Source organism: Vibrio sp. T13N, assembly GCF_032970445.1.
GTDB classification, from domain to species: domain Bacteria; phylum Pseudomonadota; class Gammaproteobacteria; order Enterobacterales; family Vibrionaceae; genus Vibrio; species Vibrio diabolicus.
This window is the reverse complement of sequence record NZ_JAWJYE010000006.1, coordinates 191222-207024: the sequence shown is the minus strand read 5'-3', so window position 1 is coordinate 207024 and position 15803 is coordinate 191222. Positions and strand designations below refer to the sequence as shown.

15 protein-coding genes and 2 pseudogenes are annotated in these 15803 nt (G+C 41.6%); 9 read left to right on the top strand and 8 right to left on the bottom strand.

Going from position 1 to position 15803, the window contains the following annotated elements:
• Positions 1 to 77: 77 nt before the first annotated feature.
• A complete protein-coding gene (locus R2S67_RS12255) occupies positions 78 to 1535 on the bottom strand; it encodes a DNA sulfur modification protein DndB (RefSeq protein WP_317344642.1) in 1458 nt (485 codons plus the stop codon).
• Positions 1536 to 1755: 220 nt separating this feature from the next.
• On the opposite strand from R2S67_RS12255, the gene R2S67_RS12250 reads away from it, so the two are divergent.
• A complete protein-coding gene (locus R2S67_RS12250) occupies positions 1756 to 2118 on the top strand; it encodes a GIY-YIG nuclease family protein (RefSeq protein WP_317344640.1) in 363 nt (120 codons plus the stop codon).
• A 355-nt stretch (positions 2119 to 2473) separates the two neighbouring features.
• Here the strand turns inward: R2S67_RS12250 and R2S67_RS12245 are convergent.
• Positions 2474 to 2650: pseudogene (locus R2S67_RS12245) on the bottom strand (tyrosine-type recombinase/integrase); the annotation flags it as partial.
• Between the two features lie 2 nt (positions 2651 to 2652).
• Here R2S67_RS12245 and R2S67_RS12240 point away from each other — a divergent pair.
• The 8 genes and pseudogenes from R2S67_RS12240 to R2S67_RS12205 form a co-directional block, all read left to right on the top strand.
• A pseudogene (locus tag R2S67_RS12240) lies at positions 2653 to 3588 on the top strand (tyrosine-type recombinase/integrase); the annotation flags it as partial.
• A gap of 154 nt (positions 3589 to 3742) precedes the next feature.
• Complete coding sequence (locus R2S67_RS12235; RefSeq protein WP_317344639.1) at positions 3743 to 5266, top strand: anti-phage dCTP deaminase; 1524 nt, start codon at positions 3743 to 3745, stop codon at positions 5264 to 5266.
• A 1615-nt stretch (positions 5267 to 6881) separates the two neighbouring features.
• Positions 6882 to 7016: a zinc ribbon-containing protein gene (locus R2S67_RS12230; protein WP_082038639.1), complete on the top strand. Its 135-nt coding sequence runs from the start codon at positions 6882 to 6884 to the stop codon at positions 7014 to 7016.
• A gap of 11 nt (positions 7017 to 7027) precedes the next feature.
• Positions 7028 to 7255, top strand: a complete 228-nt coding sequence (locus R2S67_RS12225; RefSeq protein ID WP_317344635.1) for a DUF2188 domain-containing protein — start codon at positions 7028 to 7030, stop codon at positions 7253 to 7255.
• A gap of 84 nt (positions 7256 to 7339) precedes the next feature.
• Positions 7340 to 7756, top strand: coding sequence for a hypothetical protein (locus R2S67_RS12220; protein WP_317344633.1), 417 nt, complete (start codon positions 7340 to 7342; stop codon positions 7754 to 7756).
• Positions 7753 to 8481: a hypothetical protein gene (locus R2S67_RS12215; protein ID WP_317344631.1), complete on the top strand. Its 729-nt coding sequence runs from the start codon at positions 7753 to 7755 to the stop codon at positions 8479 to 8481. The genes R2S67_RS12220 and R2S67_RS12215 overlap by 4 nt, the downstream gene beginning before the upstream one ends.
• A gap of 157 nt (positions 8482 to 8638) precedes the next feature.
• Positions 8639 to 9526: an FRG domain-containing protein gene (locus tag R2S67_RS12210; RefSeq protein ID WP_317344629.1), complete on the top strand. Its 888-nt coding sequence runs from the start codon at positions 8639 to 8641 to the stop codon at positions 9524 to 9526.
• Between the two features lie 156 nt (positions 9527 to 9682).
• On the top strand, positions 9683 to 10426 hold the full coding sequence (locus tag R2S67_RS12205) for a hypothetical protein (protein WP_317344628.1): 744 nt from the start codon (positions 9683 to 9685) through the stop codon (positions 10424 to 10426).
• A gap of 196 nt (positions 10427 to 10622) precedes the next feature.
• On the opposite strand, the gene R2S67_RS12200 is transcribed toward R2S67_RS12205, so the two are convergent.
• The 6 genes from R2S67_RS12200 to trbL all read right to left on the bottom strand — a co-directional run bounded on the left by R2S67_RS12200 (position 10623) and on the right by trbL (position 15803).
• Positions 10623 to 12179 carry an anti-phage dCTP deaminase gene (locus R2S67_RS12200; RefSeq protein WP_158141445.1) on the bottom strand — a complete coding sequence of 519 codons (1557 nt, stop codon included), beginning with the start codon at positions 12177 to 12179 and terminating at the stop codon, positions 10623 to 10625.
• Between the two features lie 53 nt (positions 12180 to 12232).
• Entirely contained in the window at positions 12233 to 12406 is a 174-nt protein-coding gene (locus R2S67_RS12195) for a hypothetical protein (protein WP_158141135.1), read from the bottom strand.
• Positions 12407 to 12707: 301 nt separating this feature from the next.
• Complete coding sequence (locus R2S67_RS12190) at positions 12708 to 12989, bottom strand: hypothetical protein (protein ID WP_317344626.1); 282 nt, start codon at positions 12987 to 12989, stop codon at positions 12708 to 12710.
• A 546-nt stretch (positions 12990 to 13535) separates the two neighbouring features.
• Positions 13536 to 14198, bottom strand: coding sequence for a hypothetical protein (locus R2S67_RS12185; protein ID WP_317344624.1), 663 nt, complete (start codon positions 14196 to 14198; stop codon positions 13536 to 13538).
• Between the two features lie 167 nt (positions 14199 to 14365).
• Entirely contained in the window at positions 14366 to 14611 is a 246-nt protein-coding gene (locus R2S67_RS12180) for a hypothetical protein (RefSeq protein ID WP_317344622.1), read from the bottom strand.
• Between the two features lie 100 nt (positions 14612 to 14711).
• Complete coding sequence (gene trbL, locus R2S67_RS12175) at positions 14712 to 15803, bottom strand: P-type conjugative transfer protein TrbL (RefSeq protein ID WP_317344621.1); 1092 nt, start codon at positions 15801 to 15803, stop codon at positions 14712 to 14714.

The following is a 15803-nucleotide window of genomic DNA, read 5'->3' as shown; positions in this document are numbered from 1 at the left end:
TCCAACCATGCTGATACCCGAAGCCATCAGTATTAAGGGCTCTGATTTTTTATGCTCAGAGCCCTCTTTTCTCGCGATTACTCGAACTCAAACGAAGCCTGCTCTTCGGCTGACTGCTCGCTCTGCGCAAGTTCCAGTAGCTCGACTAACTTGTTGCGCGTTTTCGTTATGGAGTCGGTGACGTTGTTAAAGGCAAAACCACCACTTTGGTTTGGTTTCATCAATGCGTCGGTCCAAATACTGTTCCATTGGTCGCAGTCTTCATCGAAGGCGTTGTAGTTCACTTTGCTTGGTGACAGTTTATCTAAGATGGCGAAGTCGTATTCTTTATCCCAACCGGCATGGCGACCCAGTCGGTAACACGTCTGCCCCAGCGCCTGTAAGAAGATGTTCTGGAAGAGTACGCAACGCTTGTTGTCTCTCATGTCTTTGAGGTAGGCAGTGCGATCTTTTTTGTCGTCATCATGCTCTATCCAAATCTCACCGAAAATGCTGTCAATCTTCTTCCAGAAGTTGCGAACGAAGGTGGTTCTGTCTTCGACATCGACAATCATTTCATCCGAGACTTTTTCTATTGGCTTGTCGTGGTTACAGATTGCCCAGCAGTGCGCTTTGGCCACCGCAGATAATGTGAAGACTTTGACGCTGGATTTACCAATGCTCTTGGCATCTTCTTCGATGAACTTCGGCGCCATCCACTCAATCTCACTACGGATATCAATAAGATCTAAGATGATTGGGCTGTAGTTCTCGTACTTCATGATTTGCTCGGTTGAGGCTTGTGAGTTCAACGCGTTACCTTCGATGTAAAGGCGGCGCTGGGCATCAATGCCTAACCCTTGTACGTTTCCGTTTTCATCAACGTTTTTCGCATAAATCATGAAAGAGACGCGAGTATGGTCAAACACTTCGTTCAACAGAGGCTCTAAGCTTAAGAGTTGGTTGAGTAGTAGCTGTTCGTTACCGGTGTCTTCTGCTTTTTTCTCTTTCTTTTGGATCAGCTTTTGTAATGCGGCTTTTTGATTTAGGAAGCTATTGTACCAGTGGTAGAAACCCACACTGCGACCTTGGCCGTCACCAATTTGTGCGTACTCTTTTCCAAAACCTGGGTCTGCTTTCATGACAGCCAGTTGTTGAACTTTACCCATTGACTCAAAAAGTAGTGCGACGCTGTGTGACAGCTTCTCATCTTTTTCAGGCTCAACGATTTTCAGCGTCAAACCTTCGTTGTTCTCATCGACAATCAATTGGATGCAGCCTAAAAACCCTTCGTCAACTTTGCCATTTTGGATGTTGCGCAAAATGCGATTCATGAAGTTACAAAAGCTTTGCATACGCTTCGACTTGCCAATCTCATTGGTTGATAGCAGGTATTTGGTGGTCTGTGTCTGGTCAGCCCCCAATGAACGCTGCGCATCCGGGTTGACGCTGATTGAACCGTGTTGAATTTGGCTAGCAATGTCTTTTAGCGACATTGTGCCAGTTAGTGTTTTCTTGCCTAGGTGTTCCGAAACAATAACAGGTGTTAAGTACATAACCTACTCCTTGGGGTAATTACGTGTTGGCGTGGTTAAAAATTACGACAATCAATTTCAATAGTCAATATAAAAATCAAAAATCATTCATTAAAACCCAATTTAAGAACCATGAAAACTAATATCCATTTTATTTACCATTGAAAAAATGGATATTCATTTTTATTGACGGGAAATAAATGCGGATTTACAGTGATAAAAAAGAAGATAAGGAAGTGACATGAAATTTGGGTATATTTACATTCTGAGTAACGAAACCATCGATGGGATTGTGAAGATTGGTTTCACTGAGGGAAGAGAGACAGAAGCGCGTTGTTTGGAGCTGAATTCTTCAACGGGTGTGCCGGGTAAATGGCAAAAGTATATGGATTTTTTTGTCTGGAGTGACTGCAAGCGTATTGAGCAACGCATCCATGATGAGCTTGAGGCGTATCATGTTGATAAAGAGTTTTTTCGTATAACCCCAGAAAAAGCGGCATGCCATATTCAACTACTAATGGAAAAGATCAACCAGTTGCATCAATTCAGCAGTTACGGACGTTATTGTAAATGTTGGGGGATTGGGCGTAGTAATCAGTTGTGAAGTATAAGTAAGTTAGTCACGTGACTACTGACTTATATAAGGTTCACTAATAGCTAAACTCGTCATTCTCCAGCATTTCTGCCAGTTCAATAAAGTAAGCTGATGCCCTGTTGCTTAATCCAACTATCTGTAACAGTTGTACACTGAGTACCGAGTTCGCACAGGCGGTTATTGGGCACTCGCGATTTAGAAAGGATCGATTGCAATGATTCTAGTTCCAAGTGGTATTGAAAGCATTAAGGTGAAGTAGCCTAACTCATATCGAGGAAAGAGTGCGTGTTGCAACAAACTTTGAGGCATCAATGAGCTAAAAAAGCAGTGGATATAATAATCACTGCTTCTATGACTTAATGGCTCACATCCCCACCAACTCCGCCACATTCGCACTGACTTCTCTCAGCCTTGAACTAGCCAAATGAGCATACCTCGTACTAGTCTGTGGCGACTGATGCCCCAATAAATGCTGAACATCATATAGAGTCGCATTGCCTGAGTTGATCAGGATTGAGGCAAAGCTATGCCTGAGGTCATGATAAACGGGAAATTGCTCTAGGTAATGACCTCAAGGCTATTCGAGACGAAAAGCGCAACGTACTATCGTTTCAAGACTTCGCGGAGCTGCACTACTTACCGTATGCAATGATGAATAAACTCACGGCTAAAAGTGATGCGGGTAGTCTTAAGCTCCATTTCTATCCAAAGTGGGGCAAGAAACCTCTCACTGATATCGGTCAGCAGGATATTCAGAAATTGTTGGACGGGTTACTAGAAGGTAGGAAGCCTGCAACGGTGAACCGTCTACATTCCTTAGTCCTTCGCATGTTCAGACTGGCAATGGAATGGGGCTATGTTGATTCTAATCCCGGTCAGTACATCAGGAAATTGAAGGAAAATAACGTTCGTCAACGTTTCCTGTCACGGGCGGAGGTTTCTGCCTTCATCAAAGCATGTAACGAAGAACCGAATTGCACCCAAGCTAATGCATTGAAATTCGCCCTGCTTACTGGGATGCGTATAGGTGAGATAACCAGCTCAAAATGGGAGTGTCTTACTGTCGACGACGATGGCAATTGGAGCCTATTTCTACCACACACTAAGTCGGGATTGTCGAGAACGGTCCTGCTCAACCACCTAGCTAAGGAGGTCATCCATGATCAACGACGATTTCAACAACCGAAGAACCCCTATATCTTTGCCGGAGATGCACCCGGTAGACCTATCGCCCATCCGAAGAAGGCATTTGCTCGGATTAAAGCCGCCGCTGGTATAACCGATAATTTTCGTATTCATGACCTYAGGCATAGCTTTGCTTCAATTTTGATCAATAGTGGCAATGCAACGCTCTATGATGTTCAGTATTTGTTGGGGCATCAGTCGCCACAGACCAGTACAAGATATGCTCATTTAGCTAGTTCAAGGCTGAGAGAGGTAAGTGCGAATGTTGCTGAGTTGGTTGAGAGGTGTGAATGAGTAATTACCTTAAGTAGCCTAATAGGGGCTACTTAAGTTCACACTTTAAGTTAAATAAGATATACATAACATTTTAAAGGTTAATATTTGCACCGCTTGTATTTTTTATCATTATGTATATTGATGCATTTGCTTATTTGATTGAATATCGTTTATGAGTGATAAAAACAAAATACATGCTAATGATGGATTAGAGGCAGAGGAAGAGAGCTTTTCAGAAATAGTTATAGCTTTAGTTTCAGCCGTTGGAACAGACCTGAGTCGATTCATTAACTTAATGTCAGATGAACTAGAGTTGTACGACTTTAAACCTGAAGTAATTCGAGTTTCATCTGGTTTTTTGCACGCACTTCAACCTGTGCCTGAAGGTTTATCAAAACTTGAAACTATCAATTACTTCATGAATCTTGGCAATGAATATCGCAATTTGACTGAAGATAATGCAGCTTTAGCATACGCTGCTATTACCGAAATATCTCAACGACGAGCTGAAATTTTAGGTGATCGTGAGCCTCAGCCATTAAGTAAGAAAGCATGGATAATTCGATCACTGAAACACCCTGATGAGGTTGCTGCTTTAAGAGAAACTTATGGCAACAGTTTATTTGTCATAGGGATACATGCTAGCTACGAAAGTCGATTTCAATCACTTGATAATAAACGTAGAAGTACTGAAGATAGCGATGTTGTAAAGAAACTTATCTCCAGAGATGAGGATGAAGGACCAAATAACGGTCATGGGCAGCATACAAGAGATACTTTCCACTTAGCTGATTTTTTTATCGATGAAGATCAAAATCTTAATAAAAATAGGGCTGATGTGGAGCGCGTATTTAAGCTGATATTCGGATACCCATTTCTTACTCCCACTTTTGATGAATATGCCATGTATATGGCTTTCTCTGCATCTAGTCGATCTGCTGACTTATCAAGACAAGTTGGCGCAGTATTAACCAAAGATAACAATATCATATCAACAGGGGCGAATGATGTCCCTAGATCTAAAGGTGGTTTGTACTGGCCTTCCTTAGATAGTTCAAATACTCGGATAGCAGATAGTCATGACGGTAGAGATTACATGCGTGGTTATGATGCTAACAAAAAAGCAATTCAAGAGGTCATTGACGATATCATTGACAAACTGGGACTTGAGAGCTCTGCTGAATTAAACAAAAAACTAAAAAATACAAAATTAAAAGATATCACAGAGTATGGAAGAGTCGTACATGCTGAAATGGAGGCTATTTTATCTTGTGGTAGAACCAATAATAGTACTTTAGAGACAACGCTGTATTGTACAACTTTCCCATGTCATAACTGTGCGAAACACATAATTGCTGCGGGAGTATTGAGAGTTGTATATGTTGAGCCATATGCAAAAAGTAAGGCGTTTGAGTTTCACTCTGATGCAATTTCAGAAGGTTATTGTGAAGATAAAGTATCCTTTGAGCCATTTGTTGGAGTTGGACCAAGAAGTTTCTTGAACTTCTTTTCTATGACTTTAGGTAATGGTCGAGAGATAAAGCGCAAAAAATCTTCAGGTGAGACTGTAGACTGGAGTAGAGAATCAGCTAAACTTAAGCTAAAACCTAACCCAATCCAATATATTGCAAGCGAGGAATTTTCCTCAGCATTAACAGGTGAGCATTTCAAAATCTTTAATGATAAAAAGTGCTAGCTAACAGGAACTTATGATGAAAAAAGTTGATAACAGAGCTCTAGTCGAACACTTGGAGAAGGCTGAGCAGAAAATGGCAGCTTGGCCTCAATGGCAACAACAAATTTTCAGATTAAAAGTAACCTCTCAATCTTCTCAACTCTCTAGCCAAAGAACTGTTAGAGAGTCATCTACTACTAACTAAAATCCTAGATCGCTGGGTCGGTCACATCAGACTGACCCTGTAATCTTCCTCTAAGGCTTATCCTGCCTAACTTCCTGCATGATGTAGTTTCTATAGTTATCGCGACGGCGTCGTCGGTCCGGTCTTTAGCTGCGATTTTTGGCTAGATACCGAGCTGGACACGAACCCTAATGTAAATTTCCTATTTAGGTTTTCCGTCCAGTTTGCCGTCGTCGTCGACGGGAGTTCCATCTGATTCCATCAACCCAACTTGACACCCTAACTCATAGCAGGTTCGCGCTGTAATCCAGTGTGCTGTTGGTAATTCCGTTCTGAGTATGAATACCAGTCCAGTGATTAGCTGTTGTTTCTGGTGCTGTGGTGGAGTGTAGATGATTACTGGCCTAAATTACTTACGAGATAATAGACCGATTACCACTGAGGGTAATCGGTCATCATTGAATGCTGTTTTTTCCTGACTGGCTAGTTCTGGGAGTTTTTAGGAGCATGGGTGTCCTTCCCGCCACTGAACTAGCTATCCATCCCATATCTATATTAATAACTTCAGCTAATGGACAGGGTGTTGGTTATATTTTTGTTGGTTCCAGCGTGGAGTTTTTCCTGAGGTTTAGGCCTGGTGTTGAGTGGTATGTATCTGCTCTGATTCGTGCTGTACAGACGAGAGAAGGTTCTGATGGCTGATATCACTCTGATAGGGGAAGTGTGACTCTGTGGTGAGTACGTGGAGTCTTTAGGCTGACCTAATGGACCAGAGCGTACAGGAAGTAATTGCGGACCGGATATAGACCGGACCAGAAAAGACAAAGGCCCGTAGATTTCTCCACGAACCTTCTAGAATATGGTGGCCCCTCGCAGACTTGAACTGCGGACCAATCGATTATGAGTTAGCCACTAACGCAGTAAGTCTAGGAAAACCGAGGTAAATTAAGCGTAACTAAAAATACCTTAAAGTATTTACTAAACAGTAGTTTAGCGTAGTTTCTCTAAAGTTGTCAAAACTAGTGACTGTACCGGTAGTGTACCTTTTTTTCGGTACAGTACTCACACTCTGTGATATCAGAACTCTCCGATCGAGCCCTTCACCACTCCTGTACCCCAAGAGCGAAGAGGCAATATTTCCCCACAACAAAACCGGCTAGTCAGCACATAATAGACACGTTTCTTTTGTCATTTCTTGACCGCCTTTTATCAATGGCAGATTATGAGCTTAGTAGATTATTGGTGGTGAGATAGACATGTTCTGTAGTTGCAGAGTGTTTAGTAGAATTGACCATATAAATCAGTGCATTGATATGATGGTGTCTGTGTTTTCTTAAAATCTCATATAAACAATGTCTGCTTAAAAAAGACTGTTAAATTTCTTGGCATCTTTCCGCGTATCCCTCACGGCAAGTGCAGTGCCATTTCTAGGGAATTGAATGGAGAAACGATATGTCTACCACTGGGGAAAAACCAGGAAAAGGTGCATACACATGTGATAACTGCGGACAGGTGGTTGTATTAGATGACAACTCCGATACTTTACCGCCTTGTCCAAAATGCCAAGAAACTGAGTACACACCATAGGAGGGAGTGTTATGAGTGGTAAATCTACGCACGTTGTTCCAAACCCTGATGGTGGCTGGGACATTAAGCAGAGCGGCGGGCAACGTTCATCTGGTCATTTTGACAGAAAACAGGATGCGGTAGATCGAGCGAGAGAAATTAGCCAAAATCAAAATACTGAGTTGGTTATTCATAATAAGGACGGCCAAATTGGTGGAAAAGATAGCCACGGTAACGATCCTTTCCCTCCAAAAGGATAACTAAAATTTAACAAATCAATGCAGCCGACCGCTATTGCGTCGGCTGATTGAGGCGTTAGTAGTATTTATAGTAAGGAGATAATAATGGACTGGAGGGATTGCGACTCACTCAGAGCATTAAAGAAATTGGGAAGCTTTAAATCAGTAAAGGAAAAGATAAATTGTGACCTTGAAAATATTTCATCAATTAATGCAAGAGGGTGGAATGAACTATTCGATAAAATAACATCTCTTCGCGCCTTGTACATTTCAGAACCACAAAAATCAGATGGAGATTTCATATCTGAAAGTAATAAGTACATCTTTGTACTCTTATACACATCCGGAAAGATTAGGCTCGATTTTTTAGAAGTAGATGTTAATCATTATAAAGACAAATCTGTTGCTAAAAAATGGAGAAATAAAGTGCTGAAAGCAATACATCCTGACGTATGTAGTGATAGTCGTTCAGAAGCAGCAACAAGAGCTTTGAATGATATTTATAATGAAATGGTGCAATGATGCATGAGTTGTTACCTTTTAAGAGTGAAAGCGTTAAGGGTTTGTATAAAAAACCAAGCATGGAGCAGTTTGAGCACTTAGACTCTAAAACCATAAAAGGTATTGATAATGCTTGGGATAAAATTGGGATAATAAATGATGAGGGTATTGTTTGGGTTGAATCAAGCAAATTGCATACCGTAATTAGAACCACTAAGGGAAATGCAAAATACTGGGTTTCAAAGCTGCCGAACAATGAAAAAATTGTAGTAGAAAATGGGGATATTTATGTTAGTGGTTCTTCATTGTGTAAAAACTTGGACGAGCGAGTAAATTACGCAGGAAAACTAAATACAGAAGACTATTTGGAGTATTCCTATGCACTATTGGTTGCGACACGCCGATGTTCTCGAGCTCGAGAACTTAGAGCTAAACGCTATGAGCAAACTTCAGAAAAGCTGAAAAGACTAAAATCAATAAGAATCAAAGTCCATAAAATAACGAAGGATGAGTTGACTGGAGATGATTTGAATATAAGGACAGCTGAGTTTTCACACATACGTAGCAAAAGTGCCTATCCTCAAATTGCCCACTATTTGGATAATGGCTTAATTGTCAACAAGTCCACTCATGACCTAATAACTAGGAATAATGTAAACGATGAAAAAGAGTTACTGTTCCTTTGTCAGCAAATGTCTTGGAGTACAAAGTGGTACAACAACTTTAAGAAATCGTTTTGCAAATAAATACTGTATACAAACTGTTTAAGAGTGATTCGCAACGCGTGGCATTTTCACTATGCGTTGTGTTTGGCGTTTAAGGTGGTATGCGGCGGAATCGGTATTGCGTTGCTCACACCTTAACATGGCTTTAGAGTGATAATAATTAAATTCGGAGTTACATTTGGAAAAATATGTTGCAACATCTTTATCAGAGTATATATCAATAGCGACATCTATTGTAGACCAAGTGGATGATGCATGGTTTCGTGGTCACGCAAATGCCTCATATAGACTTACACCATCTGTTCTGCGTGATAGTGTTCCATTGACGGATGGTAGAGGTAATCAAGTCGAAGACGGACAAATAGTCATCTCCGAAGGTGGAACAGTTACAGGAATCAATCCTGAAAGGATGTTTTACGAATTTAAATCGAGAGCAATGCCATTTTTAGGTCGAGAGCCTAAAAATAATTTCGAATGGATGTTTTTGATGCAACATTATGGGTTACCTACCAGATTGCTGGATTGGACGGAAAATGCCCTAGTTGCTTTGTTTTTTGCATTAGAATCATTTCCAAAATCAGAAGAAGAAAAGATATATGATCATACCGCTTCAGAAGAATTTTTGGAACATGATGAGTTTTGCCCTCATGGTGCTGCAGTATTTGTTGTTAGTCCATCCAAATTAAATAAAACCTCTATTGGTAGATCAGACAAAATTTACATATCTGAAGAGCCTGATAAGTGGGATTCTTATTTTGATCCAATGAATAAACCAAGCAGTAATTATACACCAATTGCGGTTCAATCTAGTCATATAGATACAAGAATTAGATCGCAATCGGGGCACTTTACTCTGCATGGTGCAAATATATGGCCATTGGATTATTACACTGCATTACGAAATATTTTGAATAAAATATTTATACCATATGAATATTCACTACAAATTTTCCATGACTTGCAAGCATTAGGTATATCGGAATCTTTTATATATCCGGGTCTTGAATCCTTATCTCGAGATATAAAAAGAAAGGAAACAAGTTACTTTCTTCGTAATTTACTCTAACAAGGCGAATGAATTGAAAAAATACATATCACGAGTTTTGGTTTCCAAAATGTAGCGCCTTGTATTTTGCAACTGTTCTCATCATTATGTAGTAGGGATAGTAGGGATAGTAGGGATAGTAGGGATAGTAGGGATAGTAGGGATAGTAGGGATAGTATGGATAGTATGGATAATTATCGACAAATGTTGGCAAGAGTGCTAGATGAAATACCTTTTCCGGAATTTAGGAAGCGAATGGTTGGATTTATCAAGAATCCAGTCTTAGATAATAGTTATGCATGCTCTACCCAGCTTCAGCATTCCGGTGTTGACATTTTTAATGCATTAGGATTCTTGTCAGTCGCGTGTTTATTTTTAGCCTTAGTTGAAAAGTCTTGGGCTGTATTCAAAACAATATCTGTATTTAATCCAGTTCACATAGTCGCGATCTATATCGCTAATGGTATCCTGTATGCAGCCACATTATCTTTAGTTTTTACTGCTTGGTACTGTTTACGAGTAGGTAATGTTAATTACTACAAAGACATTTCTTATAAAATATTTGCTCATGGGTTACGAATATATGCTTTATATGGATTGCTTTTAGGATTACTATTTATAAAAAGCTACGGAGATCTTTTGCTCAAGGGATTATTCCCTGAACAGTCATTTTCTCACCTCGGTTGGATGATTTATATATTAGTCGTATTGGTGTGGTGGCCATTTAGGTTGTTAGTTAATCCAATCTTCAACTTGATGGGTTTTCAACGCTTCAGAAAAACTGCCTGGTTCGTTACAGCGTGTCTTTGCTTCGCAAGTTTTCAACCAATTAAAGTAATAGTAATTGGTGGTAGTAATAAAATTGTCAATTTTGAACAACAGTGTAAGGGTTCAAAAGTGGAGAATATTATAAAGGCTTGAATGGAAGTGCAAAAGAAGAGGCGGAAGTATATTTTTGCAAAACTAAATAACGCCATGAGTATGGCGTCAATAGTTAATTTTCGCCATATTTGCATCTCACACAGTTCCGTCTCTTGGTATTTAATTCAGGATTACAACCACCTTTACAAAATAAGCGACGATGGTTCTCGGAACTAAAAACTTTATAATTTCCATATCATGTATCAGGGGCAGAATATGAATCTTCTCCAACTGATTGATTGGCAAAGTCGGCGACTTTAACTTCATAATCTACGTAGCAGTCTAGTTGATGTGGCTCTACTTGATTGGAGGTAGGCAATTCATAATTAATTACTTCACCTTCGCTATTCTTACGCTCTTTCTTATAGATAAAGAACTCTGCGTACCTGTTTGGTGAAACGCCCTCAAAATTCTTTAGTACTAATTTATCGTTATTTGGGCTATCTATTTGGCAAATTGCATCACTATGTAAATCGAGGGCTAAGCTTTTTTCGTAAGGCTCAATGTAAACGACGCTTGTAATACCTGCAGCTACGATATGTCTGGCACAATTGTGACAAGGAAACGTTGTACAATACAAAGTTTTTCCAATAGTACTTGCTCCGCTACTGCGAGCTAGAGAGACAATTGCATCCATTTCGGCATGTATTGCTCTGGAATACTCAATAAGTGATTTTGCTTTTGAATTGTTGAAGATAATGTCAGCAACTCTTCCTGGTTCAGAGATTCCTTCATCGACAAGAATCTGTTTTATCTGCTCTTTAAGTTGTAATTTGTGTTTATCGTTTTGACATCCTAATTGGTTATAACAACGCAAGTCTTTTTTGCTGTCGTTATCGTAGAGGCCTCCTCCAAACTGAGGGACATCATTGCAGCCTGTAGCAATTATTTTCCCTTTATCATCCATGATTGCAGCGCCTACTTGTCTAGATAGGCAAGCTGAAGAGAGCGATGCTGATTGAGCTGAGTAAATGCCTCTCTCATCTCTAGTGGGTGTGTGATTCCCGACTCCATGAACCAGGTTTATGAATCTTTTTATAGACCGACTGAGTTCTGTAGTATCATCGAGGTTTCTGATAAAGTAGTCTGACATTTGGATTGCTTTCTCCACATGCTGACCAAATTTGTCATTACTATTCCGATCTCTTTCTATGAGCTTTATCGCTTCGGTACTGTCTGTAATGCCTTCTTCCTTGAGGTTCTTCTCTCTTTGATCTTTAGTTCTCAGAAGGCCAATGAGATAGAAGTTTTTTCTATAGACTTCTTGAAACAGAGCTACTTCATCGTGGTGTTTTATCTGATCAATGACATACGCTACTTTTTTAGTGACTTTGACAGCTTTACCACTATCACTTCCATCACCAAATATTGAGTTTCTGATTAGATGTATTCTGCGAATGCCAATTTCGGCAACTGTAGTGTTTGAATGCTGCTTTCTAAGCTGATCTCCTAGATCCTGTAGAGTATTGTAGCGCTGAAATCCACGTAAACTGAGTATGGATTCTGGATCTGGTTGGGTAGCTGCAATTAAGTCACTGAGCTTTATGTGTTCTACATGATAGTTGGCGGACTTTAGTTCAGTAATTACGACGCTTTTCAGTCTATTAATTCCTGCACCAACAGCACCACAGAGGCCTATAACGAGCTCTTGTGAGTGTCTAGAACGTATAGCTTCAAGCGAGTTTCTATAGCCGCTATTCGCCGCCGAAGGAGATTGTGAAGGGGATATACTCGTAACAGTTTCTGCTGGCATCATAAGTCCCTATAGATTGCGCATATAGGGTCATATTATCAGACATAACAACTTTACCAATCAAGCTTACTTGCTGCTACCTTGAGGTTTTTCTTTGCATTTTCGAATGCGATCATCTTTTTCTTCTGGTGAATTGAAGATACCGTTGCCTTTTGGGAGGTAGAAGGATGTTTGCTTACTTTCTCAGCAGTACGAGTTTCAGACACAGCCATATCCACAATATTCATTGTATTCACCTTGAAAAAATTCGCGCAAATTATACACAAGCAATCCGTGCTTTCAATAAAATTTCTATTGCGTTTGATTTGAAGATATCATCTCAATGATAGTAAAAGCACCCTATGAAACAACTTTATTTTTCTTATGTGAGGTGTTGCTCAACTTGATGAAGAAGAACTAATAGCTGTATTAAAATTTTCATGTTGTTTTTTGTTATTTAATATCAATAAGTTATGTTCGGGTTGCTTGTTTCTTCTGCCTCGGAAAATATATAACGTCTTATACATTCTCAAATTATCTTTTACCTACCTAGTTGCGACGTGACTCCGAGCGATACCTCTTTTCCAAAACTTCAGCCATCTTGGCCGACGCATCTTTCATTTCCTGGCGTAGATCTTCGATCTCTTCAGGCGTGAGTGGTCTTGGTCCATCCTGGTTTAGTTGTTCATAATTTGATGCTCTGGCTTCTTTTCTCTTTCTCAGCTCCTCTTTGGCCCATTTTGACGACTCCTGCATATCTTTCCTCAAGTTGTCCTTTTCGGCCTCTGTGAGGGGGCGTGGTGGCTCTGTATTGGGTACTTTTCTTTTCATGTTGCGTCTGACTCTCTCGGTGAGAAGATTTTGGTGGTTTGAGGCGATTACCTTCCTGGCGTAAAAACTATCATCTCACCATGTGCACCAATGCTCAATAAGTAACCTATACCGACAGCCGGTGACCAAGCTCCCGATGGGAGTCCAGAGGGGCTTGCCCCTTTGGGCATAGCGCAGCGTAAACCTTCAAATTCTATTCGAACGTTAGTTCGCGAAAACATTGATTCATGGGGAGGTACGAGGCATGAATCAATGCATGAAGTAATAGGTTAGGAAGTATGTACAGTTCTCACTTCTCGTGCTTTCCGTGGTCCCGTTTTAGAGTCTCACTTTATCGACGATATGGTTTGTACGAGTTAAATTGCTTCGTTTTAAGGGCAACTGAACAGTGATTGATGAGTAAATCAGTAGAAATTGGAGTTTGGGTTGGGGTCAGAATTGCTCATTAGTGGCGAAAAATTGAACATTTCCAGATGCCAGGCGTGCGAATATGACCGGAGTAAACCGGCGTGTTGTATTTAAGTGTTGAGCTTGGTTTAGGTACCGTCAGCTCTCGTTGCTAAAAGGCTCTGCTTCGCAATAACGATAGTCCTGCGTTGTTTGCAGCGATATCGCCATAGAGTGAGCTATGCGAGCACTGTGGCCTTTAAATACTCGCCATTGATTACTTAGCCCTTTAGCTTTGAGAGATTTCAGCGCGTGCTCTTGCTGCTGAGAAAGCCAATCTTTTTTGAACCCGAGTTCTGTCATGAATTTTTTCGTGAACCATTTATAAGCGGGTTTGTTGAAGACCTTCCCTTCACTCGTACTCATTTTTGCAGTGATACTATTTAAGTAGCCCGCATTGGTGATTTTTTGGATATACCGGTACCAAGTGGAGCGGGGAATCGTTTCGTTGTGCAGTCGTTCATGGCGTTTTATGAAGGCTTTGTATGTAATTGGGTCCAAGAACTCTTTTTTGGCTACGCCGATACGCAAAGTCGACCAATCTACCGCATCAATTAAGGTTTCGAGTATTCGATACATTCGGAGGCGAGCGTCTTTGCGGCGTATATCCAGCGATTGGAGCATAAAGCTACGTACCGGGAATTTAGCGACTCGGTCTGAGACTATACGAGTGGTTTCTGGTACTGCTTTGAGCCTTTTTCCTCGATACTTGTTAAAGAGGTGCTTATTTTTTCGGGTGCTGCTATTGGTTTTGTTGGTCATGGGGTCACCCTTTGAAGATAGAACATGTAAGGGTGAAAAATGAGCACTTTATATCTTTAAAGCGTGCACTATAATGAGTAACTGTCATGTTATACCTCTCAGGAAGGTTAATGTGAAAATGCGGGCCGGTGTTGCGAGCACCGGCCTGTGTGTCTTGATTATTTGTGTTACTTGAACGGCCAATCTCTGGTTTTGTTGGTTTGCTTATTCAACGACATCATTCCTCGATACGCCTTATCGGCCACTTTGTTTTGAATCCCTTCCAGCACGTCAGCTAAGCGATAAAGCTGCTTACTGTATTTGGTGGAGTGTGCCCACTGACCAGCAAAATAAAACGCCAGCATTACCAGAAACATGACCGCAAAGAATGCGCCAAAGTCGGACCAATTTTGTGGTGGGAAATGTAGTTCCATGCTTGTTCTCCTCTAGCCTAATTGTGAAATTCTGGAGACCTGTTCTCTCAGAACTTCGGTGTGTGATTCTTTAGCCAACCGTCTACCGGCCAGTGAAAACTCAATTCGACTCACGCCCCATACCTGCGGCTCTGGCGAACGGTGTGTCACCTGTACTTGGTTCTTCGGACTTGGCAGAATCGCTGCCAATTGAGCCTGTCATCATTTCAGCCATCTCTGAGTTGGTCGCCGACTTAAACGCGGCTTGAAGGGCGGATGCGCCACCGGCAGTACTCATCACTGCACCAGCCGCCATCCCCCCTGTGGTCATTGCGGCCCCGGCCATTGCTCCGGCACTGATGTTGCCCGAACTGGCGGCGGCCCCAGCGCCAGGGATGAGACCGGCAACGATATTGGGAACGGAGTGGATCAGTAGCACCAGGACCAGCGCAACGATGAAAATAACCAGCAGCTCTCGCATGGGGGCGTCGTCAGAAAGGTTGACCAGGAATGAGTCCATAATGGACATCGCAATGCCGATCATGAGAGTCATCGTCATGAGTTTTAACGCCAGGCCAAGGACGTTGCGGAAATAGTTAATGGCGATATCGGAAGTCCAGCGCGAGCCGCCAAAGCCGAGGACAAAGATGCCTGCATAACAAAGTACCCAGGCCGACACCAAGGCCACTAACACGTTGGCAGAAACGATCGTCATACAAACGACAATCAGCAGGGTGATGATAAAGATTGCCAGGCTATCGAAGGGGCTGGAAAAGCTGTAGGCATTGCCTGATTTAGCCACAATATCCAGAGCAATACTGATCGGCTCAGATGGTGTCAGTTCACGGGGTAACCCCGCAGCTTCTGCACCAATGATTCTCAGTGAATCGATGATGGACGTGGCAAACTCAGGGCCATTACGTAGCAGCCACAGAAAGAAGCCGAAGGTCATTATGAAGCGGATAAACTCGGCAAAAAATTCTCTGATATCCGCTTGGCGGAGGAGGAGGGTTCCTCCGGTCCAAACCAGAGAGATAGTACCAAGCAGCCAGAACAGCCAACTGGCATAGTTGGTCATCACGCCAGTCCAGGTACTGGCGACCGTCATGAACTGTAATGCGACGTCATCCAGCACACCGTTGTTAGCAATGGCAGCATGGGCGGCTGCCGAAGGGATAATCAAGCCCAAGGAAATTACCTGACGAACCTTCAT

Coding starts and splice junctions, on each gene's coding strand:
- R2S67_RS12255 (WP_317344642.1), bottom strand. CDS start 1,535: ATGTACTTAACACCTGTTATTGTTTCGGAACACCTAGGCAAGAAAACA.
- R2S67_RS12250 (WP_317344640.1), top strand. CDS start 1,756: ATGAAATTTGGGTATATTTACATTCTGAGTAACGAAACCATCGATGGG.
- R2S67_RS12235 (WP_317344639.1), top strand. CDS start 3,743: ATGAGTGATAAAAACAAAATACATGCTAATGATGGATTAGAGGCAGAG.
- R2S67_RS12230 (WP_082038639.1), top strand. CDS start 6,882: ATGTCTACCACTGGGGAAAAACCAGGAAAAGGTGCATACACATGTGAT.
- R2S67_RS12225 (WP_317344635.1), top strand. CDS start 7,028: ATGAGTGGTAAATCTACGCACGTTGTTCCAAACCCTGATGGTGGCTGG.
- R2S67_RS12220 (WP_317344633.1), top strand. CDS start 7,340: ATGGACTGGAGGGATTGCGACTCACTCAGAGCATTAAAGAAATTGGGA.
- R2S67_RS12215 (WP_317344631.1), top strand. CDS start 7,753: ATGATGCATGAGTTGTTACCTTTTAAGAGTGAAAGCGTTAAGGGTTTG.
- R2S67_RS12205 (WP_317344628.1), top strand. CDS start 9,683: ATGGATAGTATGGATAATTATCGACAAATGTTGGCAAGAGTGCTAGAT.
- R2S67_RS12200 (WP_158141445.1), bottom strand. CDS start 12,179: ATGCCAGCAGAAACTGTTACGAGTATATCCCCTTCACAATCTCCTTCG.
- R2S67_RS12195 (WP_158141135.1), bottom strand. CDS start 12,406: ATGAATATTGTGGATATGGCTGTGTCTGAAACTCGTACTGCTGAGAAA.
- R2S67_RS12190 (WP_317344626.1), bottom strand. CDS start 12,989: ATGAAAAGAAAAGTACCCAATACAGAGCCACCACGCCCCCTCACAGAG.
- R2S67_RS12185 (WP_317344624.1), bottom strand. CDS start 14,198: ATGACCAACAAAACCAATAGCAGCACCCGAAAAAATAAGCACCTCTTT.
- R2S67_RS12180 (WP_317344622.1), bottom strand. CDS start 14,611: ATGGAACTACATTTCCCACCACAAAATTGGTCCGACTTTGGCGCATTC.
- trbL (WP_317344621.1), bottom strand. CDS start 15,803: ATGAAGGTTCGTCAGGTAATTTCCTTGGGCTTGATTATCCCTTCGGCA.